The organism is Stenotrophomonas sp. a6 (assembly GCF_030913325.1).
GTDB lineage: Bacteria > Pseudomonadota > Gammaproteobacteria > Xanthomonadales > Xanthomonadaceae > Stenotrophomonas > Stenotrophomonas maltophilia.
Map to the genome: position 1 here is coordinate 3,285,615 of NZ_CP133161.1, position 15,368 is coordinate 3,300,982.

General features: G+C 66.6%; 15 protein-coding genes. 6 read left to right on the forward strand and 9 right to left on the reverse strand.

Annotated features, from left to right (window positions below):
- Positions 1-7 precede the first annotated feature (7 nt).
- Both Q9Q79_RS15200 and Q9Q79_RS15205 read right to left on the reverse strand, forming a co-directional pair.
- Positions 8-1,375 carry an amino acid permease gene (locus Q9Q79_RS15200; RefSeq protein WP_005410628.1) on the reverse strand — a complete coding sequence of 456 codons (1,368 nt, stop codon included), beginning with the start codon at positions 1,373-1,375 and terminating at the stop codon, positions 8-10.
- Positions 1,376-1,457: 82 nt separating this feature from the next.
- Positions 1,458-2,180 (reverse strand): AraC family transcriptional regulator, encoded by a 723-nt coding sequence (locus Q9Q79_RS15205; RefSeq protein ID WP_005410629.1) that lies wholly within the window; start codon positions 2,178-2,180, stop codon positions 1,458-1,460.
- A gap of 114 nt (positions 2,181-2,294) precedes the next feature.
- Here Q9Q79_RS15205 and Q9Q79_RS15210 point away from each other — a divergent pair, with 114 nt between their 5' ends.
- The gene (locus Q9Q79_RS15210) at positions 2,295-4,385 is read left to right on the forward strand and encodes a catalase (protein ID WP_065183428.1); all 2,091 of its coding nucleotides are present in this window, start codon (positions 2,295-2,297) and stop codon (positions 4,383-4,385) included.
- Positions 4,386-4,407: 22 nt separating this feature from the next.
- The gene (locus tag Q9Q79_RS15215) at positions 4,408-4,899 is read left to right on the forward strand and encodes a hypothetical protein (RefSeq protein WP_012480990.1); all 492 of its coding nucleotides are present in this window, start codon (positions 4,408-4,410) and stop codon (positions 4,897-4,899) included.
- 9 nt (positions 4,900-4,908) lie between these two features.
- Here Q9Q79_RS15215 and Q9Q79_RS15220 read toward each other — a convergent pair whose 3' ends face one another.
- Complete coding sequence (locus Q9Q79_RS15220) at positions 4,909-5,649, reverse strand: alpha/beta hydrolase (protein ID WP_201864102.1); 741 nt, start codon at positions 5,647-5,649, stop codon at positions 4,909-4,911.
- 140 nt (positions 5,650-5,789) lie between these two features.
- On the opposite strand from Q9Q79_RS15220, the gene Q9Q79_RS15225 reads away from it, so the two are divergent.
- Together Q9Q79_RS15225 and Q9Q79_RS15230 are read left to right on the forward strand one after the other, a co-directional pair.
- Positions 5,790-6,329 carry a hypothetical protein gene (locus tag Q9Q79_RS15225; RefSeq protein WP_005414174.1) on the forward strand — a complete coding sequence of 180 codons (540 nt, stop codon included), beginning with the start codon at positions 5,790-5,792 and terminating at the stop codon, positions 6,327-6,329.
- Between the two features lie 14 nt (positions 6,330-6,343).
- Entirely contained in the window at positions 6,344-6,634 is a 291-nt protein-coding gene (locus tag Q9Q79_RS15230; protein ID WP_005410634.1) for a hypothetical protein, read from the forward strand.
- Positions 6,635-6,723: 89 nt separating this feature from the next.
- Here Q9Q79_RS15230 and Q9Q79_RS15235 read toward each other — a convergent pair whose 3' ends face one another.
- Positions 6,724-8,850, reverse strand: a complete 2,127-nt coding sequence (locus Q9Q79_RS15235; RefSeq protein WP_164223143.1) for a methyl-accepting chemotaxis protein — start codon at positions 8,848-8,850, stop codon at positions 6,724-6,726.
- 232 nt (positions 8,851-9,082) lie between these two features.
- Here Q9Q79_RS15235 and Q9Q79_RS15240 point away from each other — a divergent pair, with 232 nt between their 5' ends.
- Positions 9,083-10,045, forward strand: a complete 963-nt coding sequence (locus tag Q9Q79_RS15240) for a L,D-transpeptidase family protein (protein ID WP_065183425.1) — start codon at positions 9,083-9,085, stop codon at positions 10,043-10,045.
- A 4-nt stretch (positions 10,046-10,049) separates the two neighbouring features.
- Positions 10,050-10,721, forward strand: a complete 672-nt coding sequence (locus Q9Q79_RS15245; protein ID WP_099561655.1) for a M23 family metallopeptidase — start codon at positions 10,050-10,052, stop codon at positions 10,719-10,721.
- On the opposite strand, the gene Q9Q79_RS15250 is transcribed toward Q9Q79_RS15245, so the two are convergent.
- From Q9Q79_RS15250 to hflK, 5 genes are all read right to left on the reverse strand, one after another.
- On the reverse strand, positions 10,657-11,319 hold the full coding sequence (locus Q9Q79_RS15250) for a hypothetical protein (RefSeq protein ID WP_099561654.1): 663 nt from the start codon (positions 11,317-11,319) through the stop codon (positions 10,657-10,659). The two genes, Q9Q79_RS15245 and Q9Q79_RS15250, sit on opposite strands and share 65 nt — an antisense overlap.
- A 117-nt stretch (positions 11,320-11,436) precedes the next feature.
- Positions 11,437-12,729: an adenylosuccinate synthase gene (locus Q9Q79_RS15255; RefSeq protein ID WP_005410639.1), complete on the reverse strand. Its 1,293-nt coding sequence runs from the start codon at positions 12,727-12,729 to the stop codon at positions 11,437-11,439.
- A gap of 322 nt (positions 12,730-13,051) precedes the next feature.
- On the reverse strand, positions 13,052-13,237 hold the full coding sequence (locus Q9Q79_RS15260) for a DUF2065 family protein (RefSeq protein ID WP_005414170.1): 186 nt from the start codon (positions 13,235-13,237) through the stop codon (positions 13,052-13,054).
- A 67-nt stretch (positions 13,238-13,304) separates the two neighbouring features.
- Positions 13,305-14,168 carry a protease modulator HflC gene (locus Q9Q79_RS15265; protein WP_005414169.1) on the reverse strand — a complete coding sequence of 288 codons (864 nt, stop codon included), beginning with the start codon at positions 14,166-14,168 and terminating at the stop codon, positions 13,305-13,307.
- Positions 14,165-15,298, reverse strand: a complete 1,134-nt coding sequence (gene hflK / locus Q9Q79_RS15270) for an FtsH protease activity modulator HflK (RefSeq protein ID WP_005410642.1) — start codon at positions 15,296-15,298, stop codon at positions 14,165-14,167. Before hflK ends, Q9Q79_RS15265 begins: the two co-directional genes overlap by 4 nt.
- Positions 15,299-15,368: the final 70 nt, after the last annotated feature.

A 15,368-nucleotide genomic window follows, 5' to 3' on the forward strand; every position in this document is an offset into this window, starting at 1 on the left:
GCTCCAGTCACGCCTCGCGCATGCGCCGTGCGATGGCGCTGCCGGCGGCGATCGTGGCGGTCAGCGCCACCATCGACAGGAACTGCAGGCGGGTGTGCGACTCGCTCAGCAGCAGGCCGAAGATCAGCGCCAGGATCGCCAGCGCGCAGCAGGTCAGCCACGGGAAGCCCGCCATGCGGAACGGCAGCCGGGTACCCAGGCGATCTGCGCGGCGGCGCAACACCAGTTGCGAGACCAGCGACAGCGTCCACACCAGCAGGCAGGTGGAACCGACGATGTTCAGCAGCACCGGCAGCACCCGGTCCGGGAACAGCAGTTCCATCACCGTGGCGGCGAAACCGAACAGCACGCTGGCCAGCACGGCAATCACCGGCACCTGGCGCGGATCGGTCCAGCCCAGCACGGCCGGGGCTTCGCGGCGCTGCGCCAGTGAATACATCATGCGCGAGGCGCCGTAGAGGTTGGCATTGAGTGCCGACAGCAGCGCGATCACCGCGATCAGGGTGATGGCGGTGCCGGCGCCCGGAATACGGGCAATGTCCAGCACGGCGGCGAACGGCGACTTCAACGCTTCGCTGGTCCACGGCACGACGGCGATGATCACGCTCAGCGAGCCGATGTAGAACACCAGGATGCGCCACGCCACGGTGCGGATGGCACGGGCGATGCTGCGCTCCGGATCTTCGGTCTCCGCCGCCGCAACGGCCACGATCTCGGTGCCACCGAAGGCAAAAACGACAACCAGCAGTGCAGCGCCAATACCCGCCAGGCCCTTCGGCGCGAAGCCACCATGCTCGGTGAAGTTGCTCAGGCCCGGCGAGGTCACCTGCGGCAGCCAGCCCATCAGCAGCGCCACGCCGATGGCGATGAAGGCCAGGATCGCCGCCACCTTGAGGATGGCGAACCAGAATTCGAACTCGCCGAAGTTCTTCACCCCGAGCAGGTTGATCGCGGTGAAGAACAGCATGAAGGCCAGCGCCGCCATCGGTACAGGTACTGCTGGCCAGACCGTGGCCAGCAGCCCGGCCGCTCCCACCGCCTCGGCGGCGATCACGATCACCAGCTGCACCCACCACAACCAGCCGACGGTGGCACCGGCGGTGGCGCCCATGGCATCGGCGGCATAGACCGAGAACGCGCCACTGGTCGGTTTGGCCGCCGCCATTTCGCCCAGAGCGTTCATCACGATGATCACCAGCGCGCCGGCGACCAGATACGACACCAGGACCGCCGGACCGGCCGCCTGCACACCCACGCCCGAGCCGAGGAACAGGCCGGCGCCGATGGCGCTGCCCAGGCCCATCATGATCAGCTGTCGGGGCTTGAGCGAATGTCCGAGGCGGGACGGCGAAGCGGTCGGAATCGAGTTGGGCATCGGCAGGGCTGGCGGCGGGCTACAGGGGCGACACCTTACCCTGTCCCATGCCCGCGGGGATAGGCACAGCGCAGCAGGCGGCTCAGGCCAGTGCCGGCTCTCCGACACTGCCACCAATACGGGCGCGGTAGGCACGCGGCGAGAAACCGGTTTCAGCCTTGAACTTGCGGGTAAAGGCGCTCTGGTCGCTGAAACCGCAGGCCTGGCCGATGCTGGCGATGCTCTCGTCACCGTGCAGCAGGTGCATGGCCATCTGGATCCGCAGCCGGGTCAGCACCTGCTGCGGGGTCATCTGGAACACCTTGCGGAAGCTGCGCTCCAGCTTGGACAGCGAGAAGCCGGTGATGTCCAGCAGGGTCTGCATGCGCACGTTCTCGGCGTAGTGCGCGTTGAGGTGGGCCAGCGCCAGCCGCAGCTGCTCGTACTGGGTACCCAGGCTGTCCTTCTGGCCAAGGTCGCGGGAAATGCCGATCAGGCCCTCGATGGCCCCATCGACCACCAGCGGGCGCTTGCAGGTCAGGCACCAGCCCGGTTCGCGGTTGGCGAACAGGTGCAGCTCCATCAGGTTCTCGATCACCTCACCGGCCAGCACGCGGGCGTCCTGGTCCACGTAGTCCGCGCTCAGCCCGGTCGGGTAGATCTCCGCCGCGGTACGCCCGATCACGTCCTTGCGGGCGCGCAGGCCCAGCCGCCGCAGCATGGTCTGGTTGACGTGGGTGTAACGCCCCTGAAGGTCCTTGATGAAGAACAGCACATCCGGGATGGCGTCGAACAGGGCTTCGATGTCGGCGGGCTCGACTCGCATGGAGCAAGCATACCCGAGCCTGCTTTTGCCTGTACGTTCACCTTTGCCGGACCTCGGTTTAACGGGCCCGGTTCCAGTGTCGTGGTTCTCTTTGAGCATCCGGAGCCAACGTCAATGGCCGCCAGCAAGCCGACCGGCAAGCGCGCAACCACCCACGCCGAGAACCACCACCGCGGCAACGGCGATGAACTGCACCAGCAGGCCGGGGGCAGTCATCCGGCGATGACCACCGATCAGGGCATCCCGGTGGCAGACAACCAGAACTCCCTGCGGCAGGGACCTCGGGGGCCTACGCTGCTGGAGGACTTCATCCTGCGCGAGAAGATCACCCACTTCGACCATGAGCGCATTCCCGAGCGCATCGTGCACGCCCGCGGCAGCGCTGCGCATGGCTACTTCGAGTTGACCCGATCACTGAAGGCGCATACCCGCGCGCGCATCCTGACCGAGGTTGGCGTGAAGACACCCGTGTTCACCCGCTTCTCGACCGTGGCCGGTGGCGCAGGTTCGGTGGACACCCCGCGCGACGTGCGCGGCTTCGCGGTGAAGTTCTATACCAGGGAGGGCAACTGGGACCTGGTCGGCAACAACATCCCGGTGTTCTTCATCCAGGACGCCATGAAATTCCCGGACCTGGTGCACGCGGTGAAGATGGAACCGGACCGTGCCTTCCCGCAGGCCGCGTCGGCCCATGACACGTTCTGGGACTTCATTTCGCTGATGCCCGAATCGATGCACATGATCATGTGGGCGATGAGCGACCGCGCCATACCGCGTTCGCTGCGGATGATCGAAGGCTTCGGTGTGCACAGCTTCCGCCTGCTGAACGAGGCCGGCGAGTCAACGTTCGTTAAGTTCCACTGGCGGCCCAAGCTGGGTATCCAGTCCACGGTCTGGGACGAAGCATTGAAACTGCAATCGGCCGACAATGACTTCCATCGCCGCGACCTGTTCGAGGCCATCCAGCGCGGCGACTTCCCGGAATGGGAACTGGCGGTGCAGTTGTTCACCGAAGAAGACGCCGACGCATTCCCGTTCGATCATCTGGACCCGACCAAGATCATTCCCGAATCGCTGGTGCCGTTGCAGGTCATCGGGCGCATGGTGCTGGACCGCTGGCCGGACAACTTCTTCGCCCAGACCGAGCAGGTGGCTTTCTGCCCGGCCAACGTGCCACCGGGCATCGACTTCAGCAACGACCCGCTGCTGCAGGGGCGCCTGTTCTCCTACCTGGACACCCAGCTGCTGCGCCTGGGCGGCCCGAACTTCCACCAGATCCCGGTGAATGCGCCCAAGTGCCCGTTTGCCAATCATCAGCGCGACGGCCACATGCAGATGCAGGTTCCCAAGGGTCGGGTGGCCTACGATCCCAGTTCGCTGCAGGAGGACACCCCGCGCGAGACGCCTGCCGGATTCCGCAGCCATGCCAGCGCCGACGATGGCCGCAAGGGTCGCACCCGCGCGGAGAGTTTCGCCGACCACTACAGCCAGGCCCGCATGTTCTTCCGCAGCCTCGAAAAGCCGGAGCAGGCGCACTTGGCATCGGCGCTGGTGTTCGAGTTGTCCAAGGTGGAAACGCTGAAGGTGCGGGTACGCACCGTCAGTCACCTGCGCAACATCGATGACTCACTGGCGCAGCGCGTGGCCGATGGTCTGGCGTTGCCTGCACTGCCCGACCCGGCGCCGACCGCTACCCCAGTGCGGGACATGCCCCCCGCCCCCGAAGTGCGGGTGATCGGTCGCAACAAACCCACCCTGCAAGGGCGCTGCATCGGCATCCTGTTCGATGAGGGTTCTGATGCCCGGATCATTGCCAGCCTGAGCAAGGCAGCCAGGAAAGCAGGTGCGGATGTGAAGCTGGTCGCCCCCAGAGTGGGTGGCGCCACGCTCAGCGATGGCGCGCTGCAGGCGGCGGATGGGCAACTGGCGGGCACCCCGTCGGCCGTGTTCGATGCAGTAGCCGTGGTGCTCAGCCCGGAAGCGGCGAAGGCCTTGTCGAAAGAGAGTGCAGCCATCGAATTCGTCAGCCAGGCGTGGGCGCACCTGAAGGCCATCGCCAGCGACGCGGGCGGCCAGACGCTGCTGAAGGCGGCAAGGGTCGGCAACGACGCCGGCATCGTCGAAGCGGAAGACGCCAAGGCATTCCTGGCGGCGGCCGCCACCCGCCAGTGGGCGCGCGAACCCAAGCTGCGCCTGCTGGCCTGACTACAACAACAGGAGAACTGTCATGCCCCGTGGTGACAAATCCGCATACTCCGATAAACAGAAGCGCCAGGCCGAGCACATCGAGGAAAGCGAGCGCGAGCGCGGTGCCAGCGAAGGCACGGCCGAGCGCATTGCCTGGGCGACCGTGAACAAGCAGGATGGTGGTGGCAAGCGTAGCGGCAGCGCGCGCAAGGGTACGAAGAAGGCGACCAGCAAGAAGGCTGCCAAGAAGGCGCCTGCCAGAAAGTCGGGCACAAAGAAGGCCACGACCAAGACGACGGCGGCGAAGAAGGCCCCTGCGAAGAAGACGACAGCCAGGAAGGCGGCGGCAAAGAAGGCACCGGCTCGCAAGACAGCCACAAAGAAAACCGCAAAGAAGACAGCGGCCAAGAAGGCCGGTACAGCCGCCTCGCGCAGTGCTGCAGCGAAGAAGGCGGCGAAGACACGTGCGGCGAAGAAGACCGTGCGCAAGGTGGCGGCGAAGAAGGCCGCGCGTACCCGCGCGCGCGGCTGAGTCCTTCGATCAGGGCGACAGCGTCCTCATCCACGCGGCAACTTCGGCTGCGGCTGCGTCAGCGCGTGCCTGCAGCAGCAGATGCGGCCCTTCCAGCGAAACATGCCGGGCATCCGGCAAAAGGGCCTGCAGTTCTGCCACGCTGGGCGGCCACAGCAGGCGGTCATGGCACGCGTGCAGGCACAGCGTCGGCACGTCGATTGCCGGCAGCAATGCGCGTACGTCGACGCGCAGGGTCGCTGCGGCGCGTTGCCGCAGTGTGGCCGCCGGAATCCGGGCCAGCGCATCGCGCAGCATCGACAGGTGCTCGCGGGTGCGCCACCGCCCCAGCAGAAGGCGCGCCAGCAACGCCACGGGAGGCAGAGGCCAAGCCGGCGTCAGCAGGGCTGCGCTGGCTGCCGGCAATGGCACCGGCCGACACGCAAAGGTCGCGGCAAGCACCAGTCCGCGCAGCCCGGCGGGCTGTCGCGTGGCCAGTTCAACCGCCAACGGGCCCGAGAAGGACTCGGCAAGCAGGATGAAGGGATGGCCGGGCAGCTGCGACCACAGCCGTTGGGCCAGCGTGGCGTGATCCTGCCCTCCCTGCGCAGGCAGCGTAATCGTCTGCGTCGTCAGCCCATGAGCCTGGAGTGCTGACAGAAACGGGATCGACAGCCTGCCGGAGCCATCCAGCCCGGGCAGCATCAGCACGTGCTGCGGCGTGGGTGATGCTGAATCACAGCCCGGCTTTTCCTCGCTCCCGATTCCCATGTCACCTCCTTTGCTGGCAAGCATCGCCCACATCAGCAGGCAGCGGAACCTCCGCTCCGGCTCTCCTGCTGCTTTGCCGGTCAAGGTTGAGCGATACTCCCCGCTCTGCCGCGGGACGCGGCTGCCAAGGAGAGCCTCTGATGCGATGGACCTACGCGCTGGCCATGATGGCCATGATGCTGCCACTGAACAGTTCCGCCAACGATGGCTGGATAAACGGGGCAGGCAAGGCGATGCCGGAGACCGATGCCATGAAATCCAGCGGTGGCTTTGCGGCATCGCTGCTGGTCACCTCCGATGCCGACTGGCAGGCCAAGTGGGAGACCCCGCCAGAGACCACTCCCGGTTTTACCCAGGCCGACGAAGTCCACCCGGGCGGTGAATTGTTCCTGCTGACATTCCTGTCCAACCCGCAACTGGATGAGAACCGCGTACCCAAGGTGCACTGCGATCTGCGCATGCTGCGCCCGGACGGCACTACCAGCATCGACGAACGCGATGTTCCCTGTTTCACCGCTGCCCTGCCCGGCCCGCCAACCCTGTTGTACATGACCAACCTGCACCTGAAGTTCGTGGCCGAGGCCAGTGATCCGAAAGGCACGTGGACTGCGCAGGTGGTGGTCAGGGATCTGCTGCGGAATGTGAGCCTGCCTCTGCAGGCTCACTTCGACGTCCGTTGAACGGAGGCGTGCGGATGAAGATGCGGCGATTACTGAGCTGGACCGGTCTTGCGCTTTGCGTGGTCTACCTGCTGTTGACCGCATGGCTGGTTCACGGCGCGCAGTCGGATGCGGACCCGAAGGGGGCCTATATCCTGATGTCGCTCCCCATCACCCTGCAGTCTGCTGCACTCGATGCCATCGGCGCAGGCAGCCTGCTGTACGGCAAACCCTGGTCGACCGCGTATGCAGTACTGGTTCCGCCAACACTGCTGTTGCTGTACGCAGCCGGCTGGCTGATCGAACGCGCCGCGCGCGGCCGCTAGCCAGCGGCACCGACCGGTTGCGTGCATGCGGTGCCCTGCATGCGGGGCATCGCATGCAGGGCGTCATCCAACATCCAGTCGCAGGTTGCTTACGCCGCCTGCGCAGGCACGATGGGCATGCGCGCGCCCTGCTCCACCTTGAACACCGCCACCGACGTGGTCAGCGCATGCGCCTGTTCTTCCAGCGCGCGGCTGGCGGCAGTGGCTTCTTCCACCAGCGCAGCGTTCTGCTGGGTCACCTGGTCCATCTGCACCACCACCTGGTTGACCTGCTCGATACCGGCGGCCTGTTCCTTGCTGGCCGCTGCGATGTCGCTCATCAGCTGCGTGGTGCGCGAGCTGGCCTGGGCCACGCGGGCGATCGCGGCTTCCGATTCAACGGTCACCGCCAGGCCGCTCTTCACCTTGGCAGCGGCGTCTTCGATCAGTTCCTTGATCTCCTTGGCGGCGACACCGGCACGCTGTGCGAGCGTGCGTACCTCGCTGGCGACCACGGCAAAACCACGGCCCTGCTCACCTGCACGCGCGGCTTCAACCGCAGCGTTCAGCGCCAGGATGTTGGTCTGGAACGCGATGCCGTCGATCACGGTGGAGATTTCCGAGATGCGTGCCGAGGACTGATCGATCTCACCCATCACCGACGCCATCTGCGCCATCGCCTGCTCGGTTTCGCGTACGGCGGCACCGGCGGCGTGCGCTTCACTGTCGGCCTGACGAGCGAGCTCGGCATTCTGGCGCACAGTCGAGGTCAGTTCCTCCATCGATGCGGCGGCTTCTTCCAGGTTGGCGGCCTGCTGCTCGGTGCGGCGCGACAGGTCGTTGTTGCCGGCGGCCAGTTCCTGCGCCGCGTTGTTGATGCTGTCGGCGGCCACCTGGATGCCACGCACGATGCCGGTCAGCTGCGCGGTGGTGGTGTTGGCGTCGTCACGCATGCGGGCGAATACACCGTCGTACTCGCCGTCCATGCGTGCAGTCAGGTCGCCGTGCGAGATCGCACGCAGCACATCGGAGACATCAGCGATGCTGGCCTGCGAACTGGCCATCATGCCGTTGAGGTGCTCGACCATCGCCTTGAACTGGAACTGGAACGCAGCGGCATCGCCACGCATGCTGAAATCACCGGCGCGCGCGGCCCGGGCCAGTGCATCGATCTGCGCGTTGATCGCCATCAGGCTCTGCTTCACTGCCGCCAGAGTGCGGGTCAGCGTGCCCTTCTCGCCCGGGTAGTCCGGCAGGTCGCGGCTGAGGTCACCGATGGCGTAACGCTGCATCACTTCAGCCATCAGCAGTTCCACCTGCACGTGCGATTCGACCAGGCTGTTGGTGGCCTGCACCATGCGGCCGAAATCGCCGGGGAAGGCGCTGGCGTCCATGCGGTAGCGGATCGCACCCGCCTCGTGCTGTTCGGCCATCTGCAGCTGTGCGCCGATCGCCGCCTGCACGCTCTGCCGCACGCTGGCCATGGCTTCACCCAGCTGGGTCAGTTCATCGCGGCCGCCAAGGCGGAACTCCTGGTCCAGCTGGCCCTTGGACAGGCGCTCGGCCAGGTTCACCGCGCGGGCCAGCGGGCCGGTCAGGCTGCGCCCGATCATCACCGAGGCGGCGATGCCGACCAGCAGTGCAACGCCGCCCAGCACCAGCAACTGCAGCAGGCTGCGCTCGCCCAGGCGGATTGCCTCGGCGGCCGCCTCACGGCTTTCCTTCTCCTCGAAGTCCACGCCATCGGACAGCGCCTTGTTCCAGCCGTTGGCGGCTTCCTGCACCGGGCCCAGGGTCAGCGCCACGGCGCCCGGGTAGTCGCCCTGCTCCATCAGTTCGCTGGTCTGCTTGTTGAGCGGACGCGCGATGGCACGCTTGGCGGCGATGGTTTCGGCAATGGCCTTGCCCTCGGCGTCGCTGGGCAGCGCCTGGTAGGCCGTCCAACTGGCCTCATAGCGCTTGACCAGATCGGCGATGCGCTGCTCATCATGGCCACGGTCATCGCCCTGGCGGATCAGCATCTCGCGGCGAACGACCATCATCTGGTTGTTGGCATCGAGCATCTGCGAGAGCAGGCGCACCTTGGCCACGCTGACATCGACCACCTGCTGCATCGCGCGCTTCTGCACGACACTGGCGGTGGCGCCGGTGGCCACCACGGCCGCAACCAACAGCAGCAACAGGCCAAAGCCCAGCCCAAGACGCCAGGCAACCCTGACATTCCTCAAGTAGTTCATCGGTACATCCAAAACGGGGGGATGTGGCGTTATCGGCGGCCCGCCAGGCAATCTTGATCGCCAACCGCCAATGGCGTGGGGCACCATTCACCTTGGTGAGCCCTTGGCCGGCGGCACCCGCGCGGGGACGGTGGCGCAACGACCCGACTGCTCATGCAGACGTCAGATCTCTTTCACGGCGGCTCGGCGCGGCCTGCAGGCAAGGTGGTGGCGTCATCTGCTGGAGTTCCCAATGCCATTACCCGTGTACCGATCCACCCTGCTCGCTCTCTCGCTGCTGGCATCGCCGGCGTTCGCGCAGGCACCGCCGCCTGGACTGCCCGCCCCCATTGCCGAGAAGGCCGGACCGGACACCGCAGCACGTTCCGCCCTGCATGCCCAGGTGCTGCTGGATCGCGCGAATTTCTCGCCCGGCCAGATCGACGGTGAAGTGGGCAGCAACCAGCGGCGCGCGGTGTCGGGTTTCCAGGCGGCGCACGGCCTGACCGTCACCGGTGAACTGGACGACGCGACCTGGCAGGCCCTGCAGGCTGATAGGGTCACCCCCCTGGCCAGCTACACGCTGACCAGCGAGGATGTCGCCGGGCCGTTCCAGGCGATGCCGAAGGGCCCCGCCGCACAGGCCAAACTGAAATCGCTGGGCTTCAACAACGTCGAAGAGTCGCTGGGCGAACGCTTCCACGCATCCCCTGAGCTGTTGAAGCTGCTCAATCCGGGCGTGGATCTGAGCAAGGCGGGCAACCGCATCCAGGTGCCCAATGTCGCACCATCGCCGCTACCGAAGGCGGCCAAGGTGGTCGTCGACAAGTCCGATTCCAGCCTGCAGCTGCTGGATGCGCAGGGCAAGGTGATCGCTCAGGTGCCGGTTTCCTCCGGCAGCCAGCATGATCCGCTGCCGATTGGCGAATGGAAGATCCTGGGCGTGTATCGCGACCCGCCGTTCCACTACAACCCCAAGCTGTTCTGGGATGCGCGCAAGGGCGAAAAGAAGGCGACACTGCCGCCGGGCCCGAACAATCCGGTCGGCCGGGTCTGGATCGACCTGTCCAAGCCACACTACGGCCTGCATGGCACGCCCGAGCCCGGCCATGTCGGCAAGACCGAGTCACATGGTTGCGTGCGCATGACCAACTGGGATGCGCTGCGCGTGGCCGATGCGGTGGATACCTCCGTCCCCGTGGTGATGCAGGAGTGAGCCGATGCGCCTTTCTCAGCTGATCGTGCTGGGTGTTCTGCTGGGACTGGGGGCCGGCTGGTGGCTGCGCCGCGATGCAGGCGAGCCGGTAGCCGCCTCGCTGCCGGAAGCACAACCGGCAGCCGCTGTGGCGCCGGCCAAGGGATCGGTAGCGCCGCTCGACACGGCCCCTGCCCCCGCCGCACCGTCAGCCGCGCGGACTGCGGATGCGCCGTCGGGTCTGCTGCTGCCGGTACAGGGCGTCCTGGCCTCCCAGCTGCGCGACACGTTCACCGATGCGCGCAGCGAAGGCCGCGTGCACGATGCCATCGACATCATGGCCGATGCCGGTACGCCGGTGCTGGCAGTGGCCGATGGCACGGTGGAAAAACTGTTCGACAGCGAGCGCGGTGGCCTGACGGTCTACCAGTTCGAGCCCAGCGGACGCTGGTGCTACTACTACGCGCACCTGCAGCGCTATGCCGATGGCCTGACCGAAAAGCAGGTGATCAGGCGCGGGGAGGTGATCGGTTACGTGGGCAGTACCGGCAACGCCAGCGCTGAGGCCCCGCACCTGCATTTCGAGGTGCACGTGCTGGGACCGGAGAAACAGTGGTGGAAGGGCGAATCGATCAATCCGTACCCACTGCTGAATCCGCCTGCTTCGAAGCCCGGTGCTGCCAGCGCCGCAAGGTGAACGTGAACACCGCCAAGGCAGCCCCTGGAATCAACAGGAGCAGTGCCGCCACTTTCCAGAAGAAGAACGGCCACAACCAGACATAATCCAGGTGAGTCAGCTTCAACAGGTCCAGTGGCGGCTGCAGCTCGACGGTGGCCGCGCGATCGGCCAGCGCCGGGTCCACCTCCAGCACGGTTACCCGCACCCATGAGCGGCCGCGTGGCAATGCGTCGCCACGGCCATAGCCGAAGTAGGGCGCCATGAGGCCGCTGGACTCAACCGAAGCCAGCCCACGATTGATACCCTGCCCGGCCACTCCCGAACGCTCCCCTGCGCGGAAGTCTCCATGATCGGTCGGAGTTTCGATGCGCAGCAGCACCTCGGGGTCAGCCTCCGTACCGTCCGCGGCATAGCGCAGGCGCAGCCGCAGTTGATCATCGATGAGGCGGTAGACGGTGATCTGGGCGGTTGCGCCAGGGCTCAGCACCAACGGCACCGTCTGCGTGCGCGAAGCCAGGGTATTGGCGGCCGCGCCCAGCACCAGTACCAGGCAGGCGATGCCCCACAGGCTCCACAACACCCACAGGGTGATCCGCACGACCGTTTCGCCCTTCACGCTGACGTCCTGGTCATCGCTTTGCTTCCCCGCTGGCCCTGGCGACACAGTAACGAAAAAGCCCCGCTTGCGCGGGGCTTTTCCTGTCACCTACGCCGGGCAGCGCCCGGCGTTATCTCAGGCAAACGGATCCTGCAGGACCATGGTGTGGTCGCGGTCCGGACCGGTGGAGACGATGCTGATCGGGCAGCCGGCCAGCTCTTCCAGCGAACGCAGGTAGGCGCGCGCAGCCGGCGGCAGGTCGTCCCAATTGGTGATGCCGTGGGTGTTCTCGCTCCAGCCCGGGAACTCCAGGTACACCGGCGTGCACTCTTCCCAGCCCTGCGCGTCCAGCGGCGCGTACTCGGTGCGCTTGCCGTTGTATTCGTAGGCGATGCAGACCTTCAGCTTTTCCATGCCGTCCAGCACGTCCAGCTTGGTGATGCACAGGCCGCTGATGCCGTTGATGGCCACGGCACGCTTCAGCGCGACGATGTCCATCCAGCCGCAACGACGCGGACGGCCGGTCGACGCACCGTACTCGGCGCCGCGGTCACGGATGCCCTGGCCGACTTCGTCATCCAGCTCGGTCGGGAACGGGCCGCCGCCGACGCGGGTCGCGTAGGCCTTGGCGATGCCCAGCACGTAGTCGATCGAATCGGCGCCGACGCCGGAACCGGCCAGCGCGCCACCGACGGTGGTGTTGGAGCTGGTGACGTACGGGTAGGTGCCGTGGTCGATGTCCAGCAGCGCGCCCTGCGCGCCTTCGAACAGCACGCGCTTACCCTGCTTGCGCAGGTCGTGCAGGATGCCGGCCACGTCGGACTTCATCGGCTGCACGTATTCGCCGAAGGCCAGCGCTTCGTCGAAGGTCTTCTGGAAATCGACCGCATCGGTGTTCAGATATTTGGTCAGCACGAAGTTGTGGTAATCCAGCGCGGTGCGCAGCAGCTCTTCCAGCTGCTTCGGGTAATGCAGGTCGGCGATGCGGATGCCGCGGCGCGCCACCTTGTCTTCGTAGGCCGGGCCGATGCCACGGCCGGTGGTGCCGATCGCCTTGCCACCGGCAGCGCGCTCGCGCGCCTGGTCCAGGGCGATGTGGTACGGCATGATCAGCGGCGCGGCCGGGGAGATCTTCAGGCGCGAACGCACTTCCACGCCGGAGGCTTCCAGCTCGGCGATTTCCTTCTGCAGCGCGGCCGGCGAGATCACCACGCCGTTGCCGATCAGGCACAGCGCATCGTCACGCAGGATGCCCGACGGGATCAGGTGCAGGACGGTCTTCTTACCGTTGATGACCAGGGTGTGGCCGGCATTGTGGCCGCCCTGGAAGCGCACGACGGCGCCGATTTCCTCAGTGAGCAGATCGACGATCTTGCCCTTGCCTTCATCGCCCCACTGGGCACCCAACACTACGACAGACTGACCCATGACGGGCTCCTCGATTTGTTGCGGCCATCGGGGCCGCGGACGGGTAAACCGTGGCGGGGGCTGGCCAGCACCTGCAAGGCGGCTCCAAACGGGGAGCGGCCGGCGATGGAAGGCCCAGACACGGAAAAAGCCGAACGGGGAGGCCCGTCCGGCTTTTGTGCATTATCCGGGTTTCCGGGGTCGGGTGCCACCTTTCCGACGGGCGGCTTTACCGGCCGGTCAGCCGCCCCGCCCGGTCGTGCCGGCCGCTCAGGCCCCGCCCGGTAGTGCCGGCCGCTGGCCGGCAATCCCGGGTTGCCGGCCAGCGGCCGGCACTACCCTTTCAATGCCGCACCCACCACAGCAGGCTCAGGCCGGCCAGCAGCACCAGCCCACCGAAGCTGCGCAGGGCCGGGCTGGGCAGGTCCAGCAGACGTTCGGCCATGCGCTTCCAGGCGAACGGTGCGACGAACAGGAACAGGCCTTCCAGCACCGCGACCAGGCAGACAGCGGCAAACAGATCTTTCATGGGGGACTCCGGAAAAAGCACGGGGCCCGGCATCTGGCCGGGCCCCGTGGGGTACTGCCCTGCGACCTCAGCGGTCGTTCTTCAGGTACTGCAGGAACGGGTCGTTCTTGTCGAGCACGATCACGCCGTTGCCGTCGGTCATGGAGCCACGGTAGGCCTCCAGGCTGCGGTAGAACGCATAGAACGACGGATCGGCCGAGCCGGCCTTGCCGTAGATGCGCGCCGCCTCGGCATCGCCTTCACCGCGCAGGCGCTGGGCATCACGCTCGGCCTCGGCGATCAGCACGGTGCTGTCACGGTCGGCCTGGGCGCGGATGGTCAGCGACTGCTCCTCGCCCTCCGCGCGCAGCTTTGCGGCTTCCTGCTTGCGCTGGGCACGCATGCGCTCGTACACATCGTTGATCACCTGGCTGTCGGTCGGCAGGTCCACCTGCTTGATGCGCAGGTCGATCATCTGCATGCCCAGGCCGGCCACCGCCTCGTTGATCCCCTTCAGCTGCTCGGCGATCAGCTCGCTGCGGTCGCCGGAGACCAGCTGCTGCAGGGTGCGCGAGTTGATCTGGTTGCGCAGCGAGTCGGTGATGATCGGTGCCAGGCGGGCGTTGGCGATGCGCGGATCGCCGCCGGTGGCACGGAAGTAGTCACCCACGTTGGAGATGTAGCCGATGGCGAAGAAGTCGACGCTGACGTCCTTCTGCTCGGCGGTGAAGTAGCGCGCCGGCGCGGTGTCGAGCACCTGGAAGCGGCGGTCGAAGACCTTCACCGTTTCCACCACCGGCACCTTGAAGTGCAGCCCCGGCTTGATGTCCGAACGCACCACCTTGCCCAGGTTCAGCACCATGGCGGTCTGGTCCTCACGGACCACGTACACCGAGCCGAGCAGGCCCAGCACCACCGCCACGATCACGGCGATCCAGATAGGACTCTTCATCGGCTGCCCTCCTCACGGCCGCTCGGTCGCCCGGTCGGGCGGCCCACCGGCCGGCCCGGATCACGGGAAGCTTCCGCCGCTGCACCCGGCAGCGACGGCATCACCACGTCCGGGTTGGCCACTGCGGCCGGAGCCGACGTGCTGGGACGGGTATCGCCGGTCATCGGCACGTAGATCAGCTGGCGGCCATCGCCACCGATCACCTTGCGGTTCTCGCTCAGCACCTGCTGCACGGTCTCCAGCCACAGGCGCTTGCGGGTCACTTCCGGGGCGTCCTTGTACTGGGCCTGCAACAGGCTGAAGCGCTGCGCGTCACCCTCGGCCTTGGACACCACGGCCTGCTTGTAGCCTTCAGCGGTGGTACGGGCGCGCGAGGCCTGGCCCCGGGCTTCCGGCACGACCTTGGCGGCGTAGGCCTGGGCTTCGTTGATCAGGCGTTCCTTGACCTGCTGGGCACCGTTGACCTCGTCGAAGGCCGGCTTCACTTCTTCCGGCGGACGGGCATCCTGCAGGGTCAGGCCGGTCACGGTCAGGCCGGTCTTGAACGCCTTCAGCAGCGCCTGCAGGCGCTCCTCGGCAGCCACGGCCAGCGGGCCACGGTTGTTCAGCACGGCGTTGAGATCGGCGCGGCCGACTTCCTCGCGTACGGCGCTCTGCGCCGACTGCTCCAGCACCTGGTTGGCATCGACGGTGCCGAACAGGTACTGCTGCGGGTCGTCGATGCGGTACTGGACGTTCAGCGAGACGTTGACGATGTTCTCGTCGCGGGTCAGCACCGGCACCTGGATCGAGAAGGTCTTGATCTCGGTGGCGTTGACCTTGGTGACCGATTCGATCGGCCACGGCAGCTTGAAGTTCGGGCCGGGCTGCAGGATGCGCGAGAACTGGCCGAAGCGCAGCACCACGCCACGCTGCTGTTCGCCGATCAGCTGGAAGCTGGAGAACAGCACCAGCAGCACCACGGCTGCCACCACCCAACGCACGATGCCGCCGTCGAACAGGTCCTTCAGCGGCCCGGGCAAACCGCCCCAGCCACCACCATTGCCACCGCCGCGTGACCCGAACGGCCCGCGTCGATTGTCCTCGGGGCCTTGTCCGCCCTTGTTGCCGCCGGGTGTATTCCAGGCCATGCACGCTCCATCAAGATTTGGGCTGCGGCGCGGGCCCTTCCCGCACCGCCAGCCGTGAAACCATCACCGA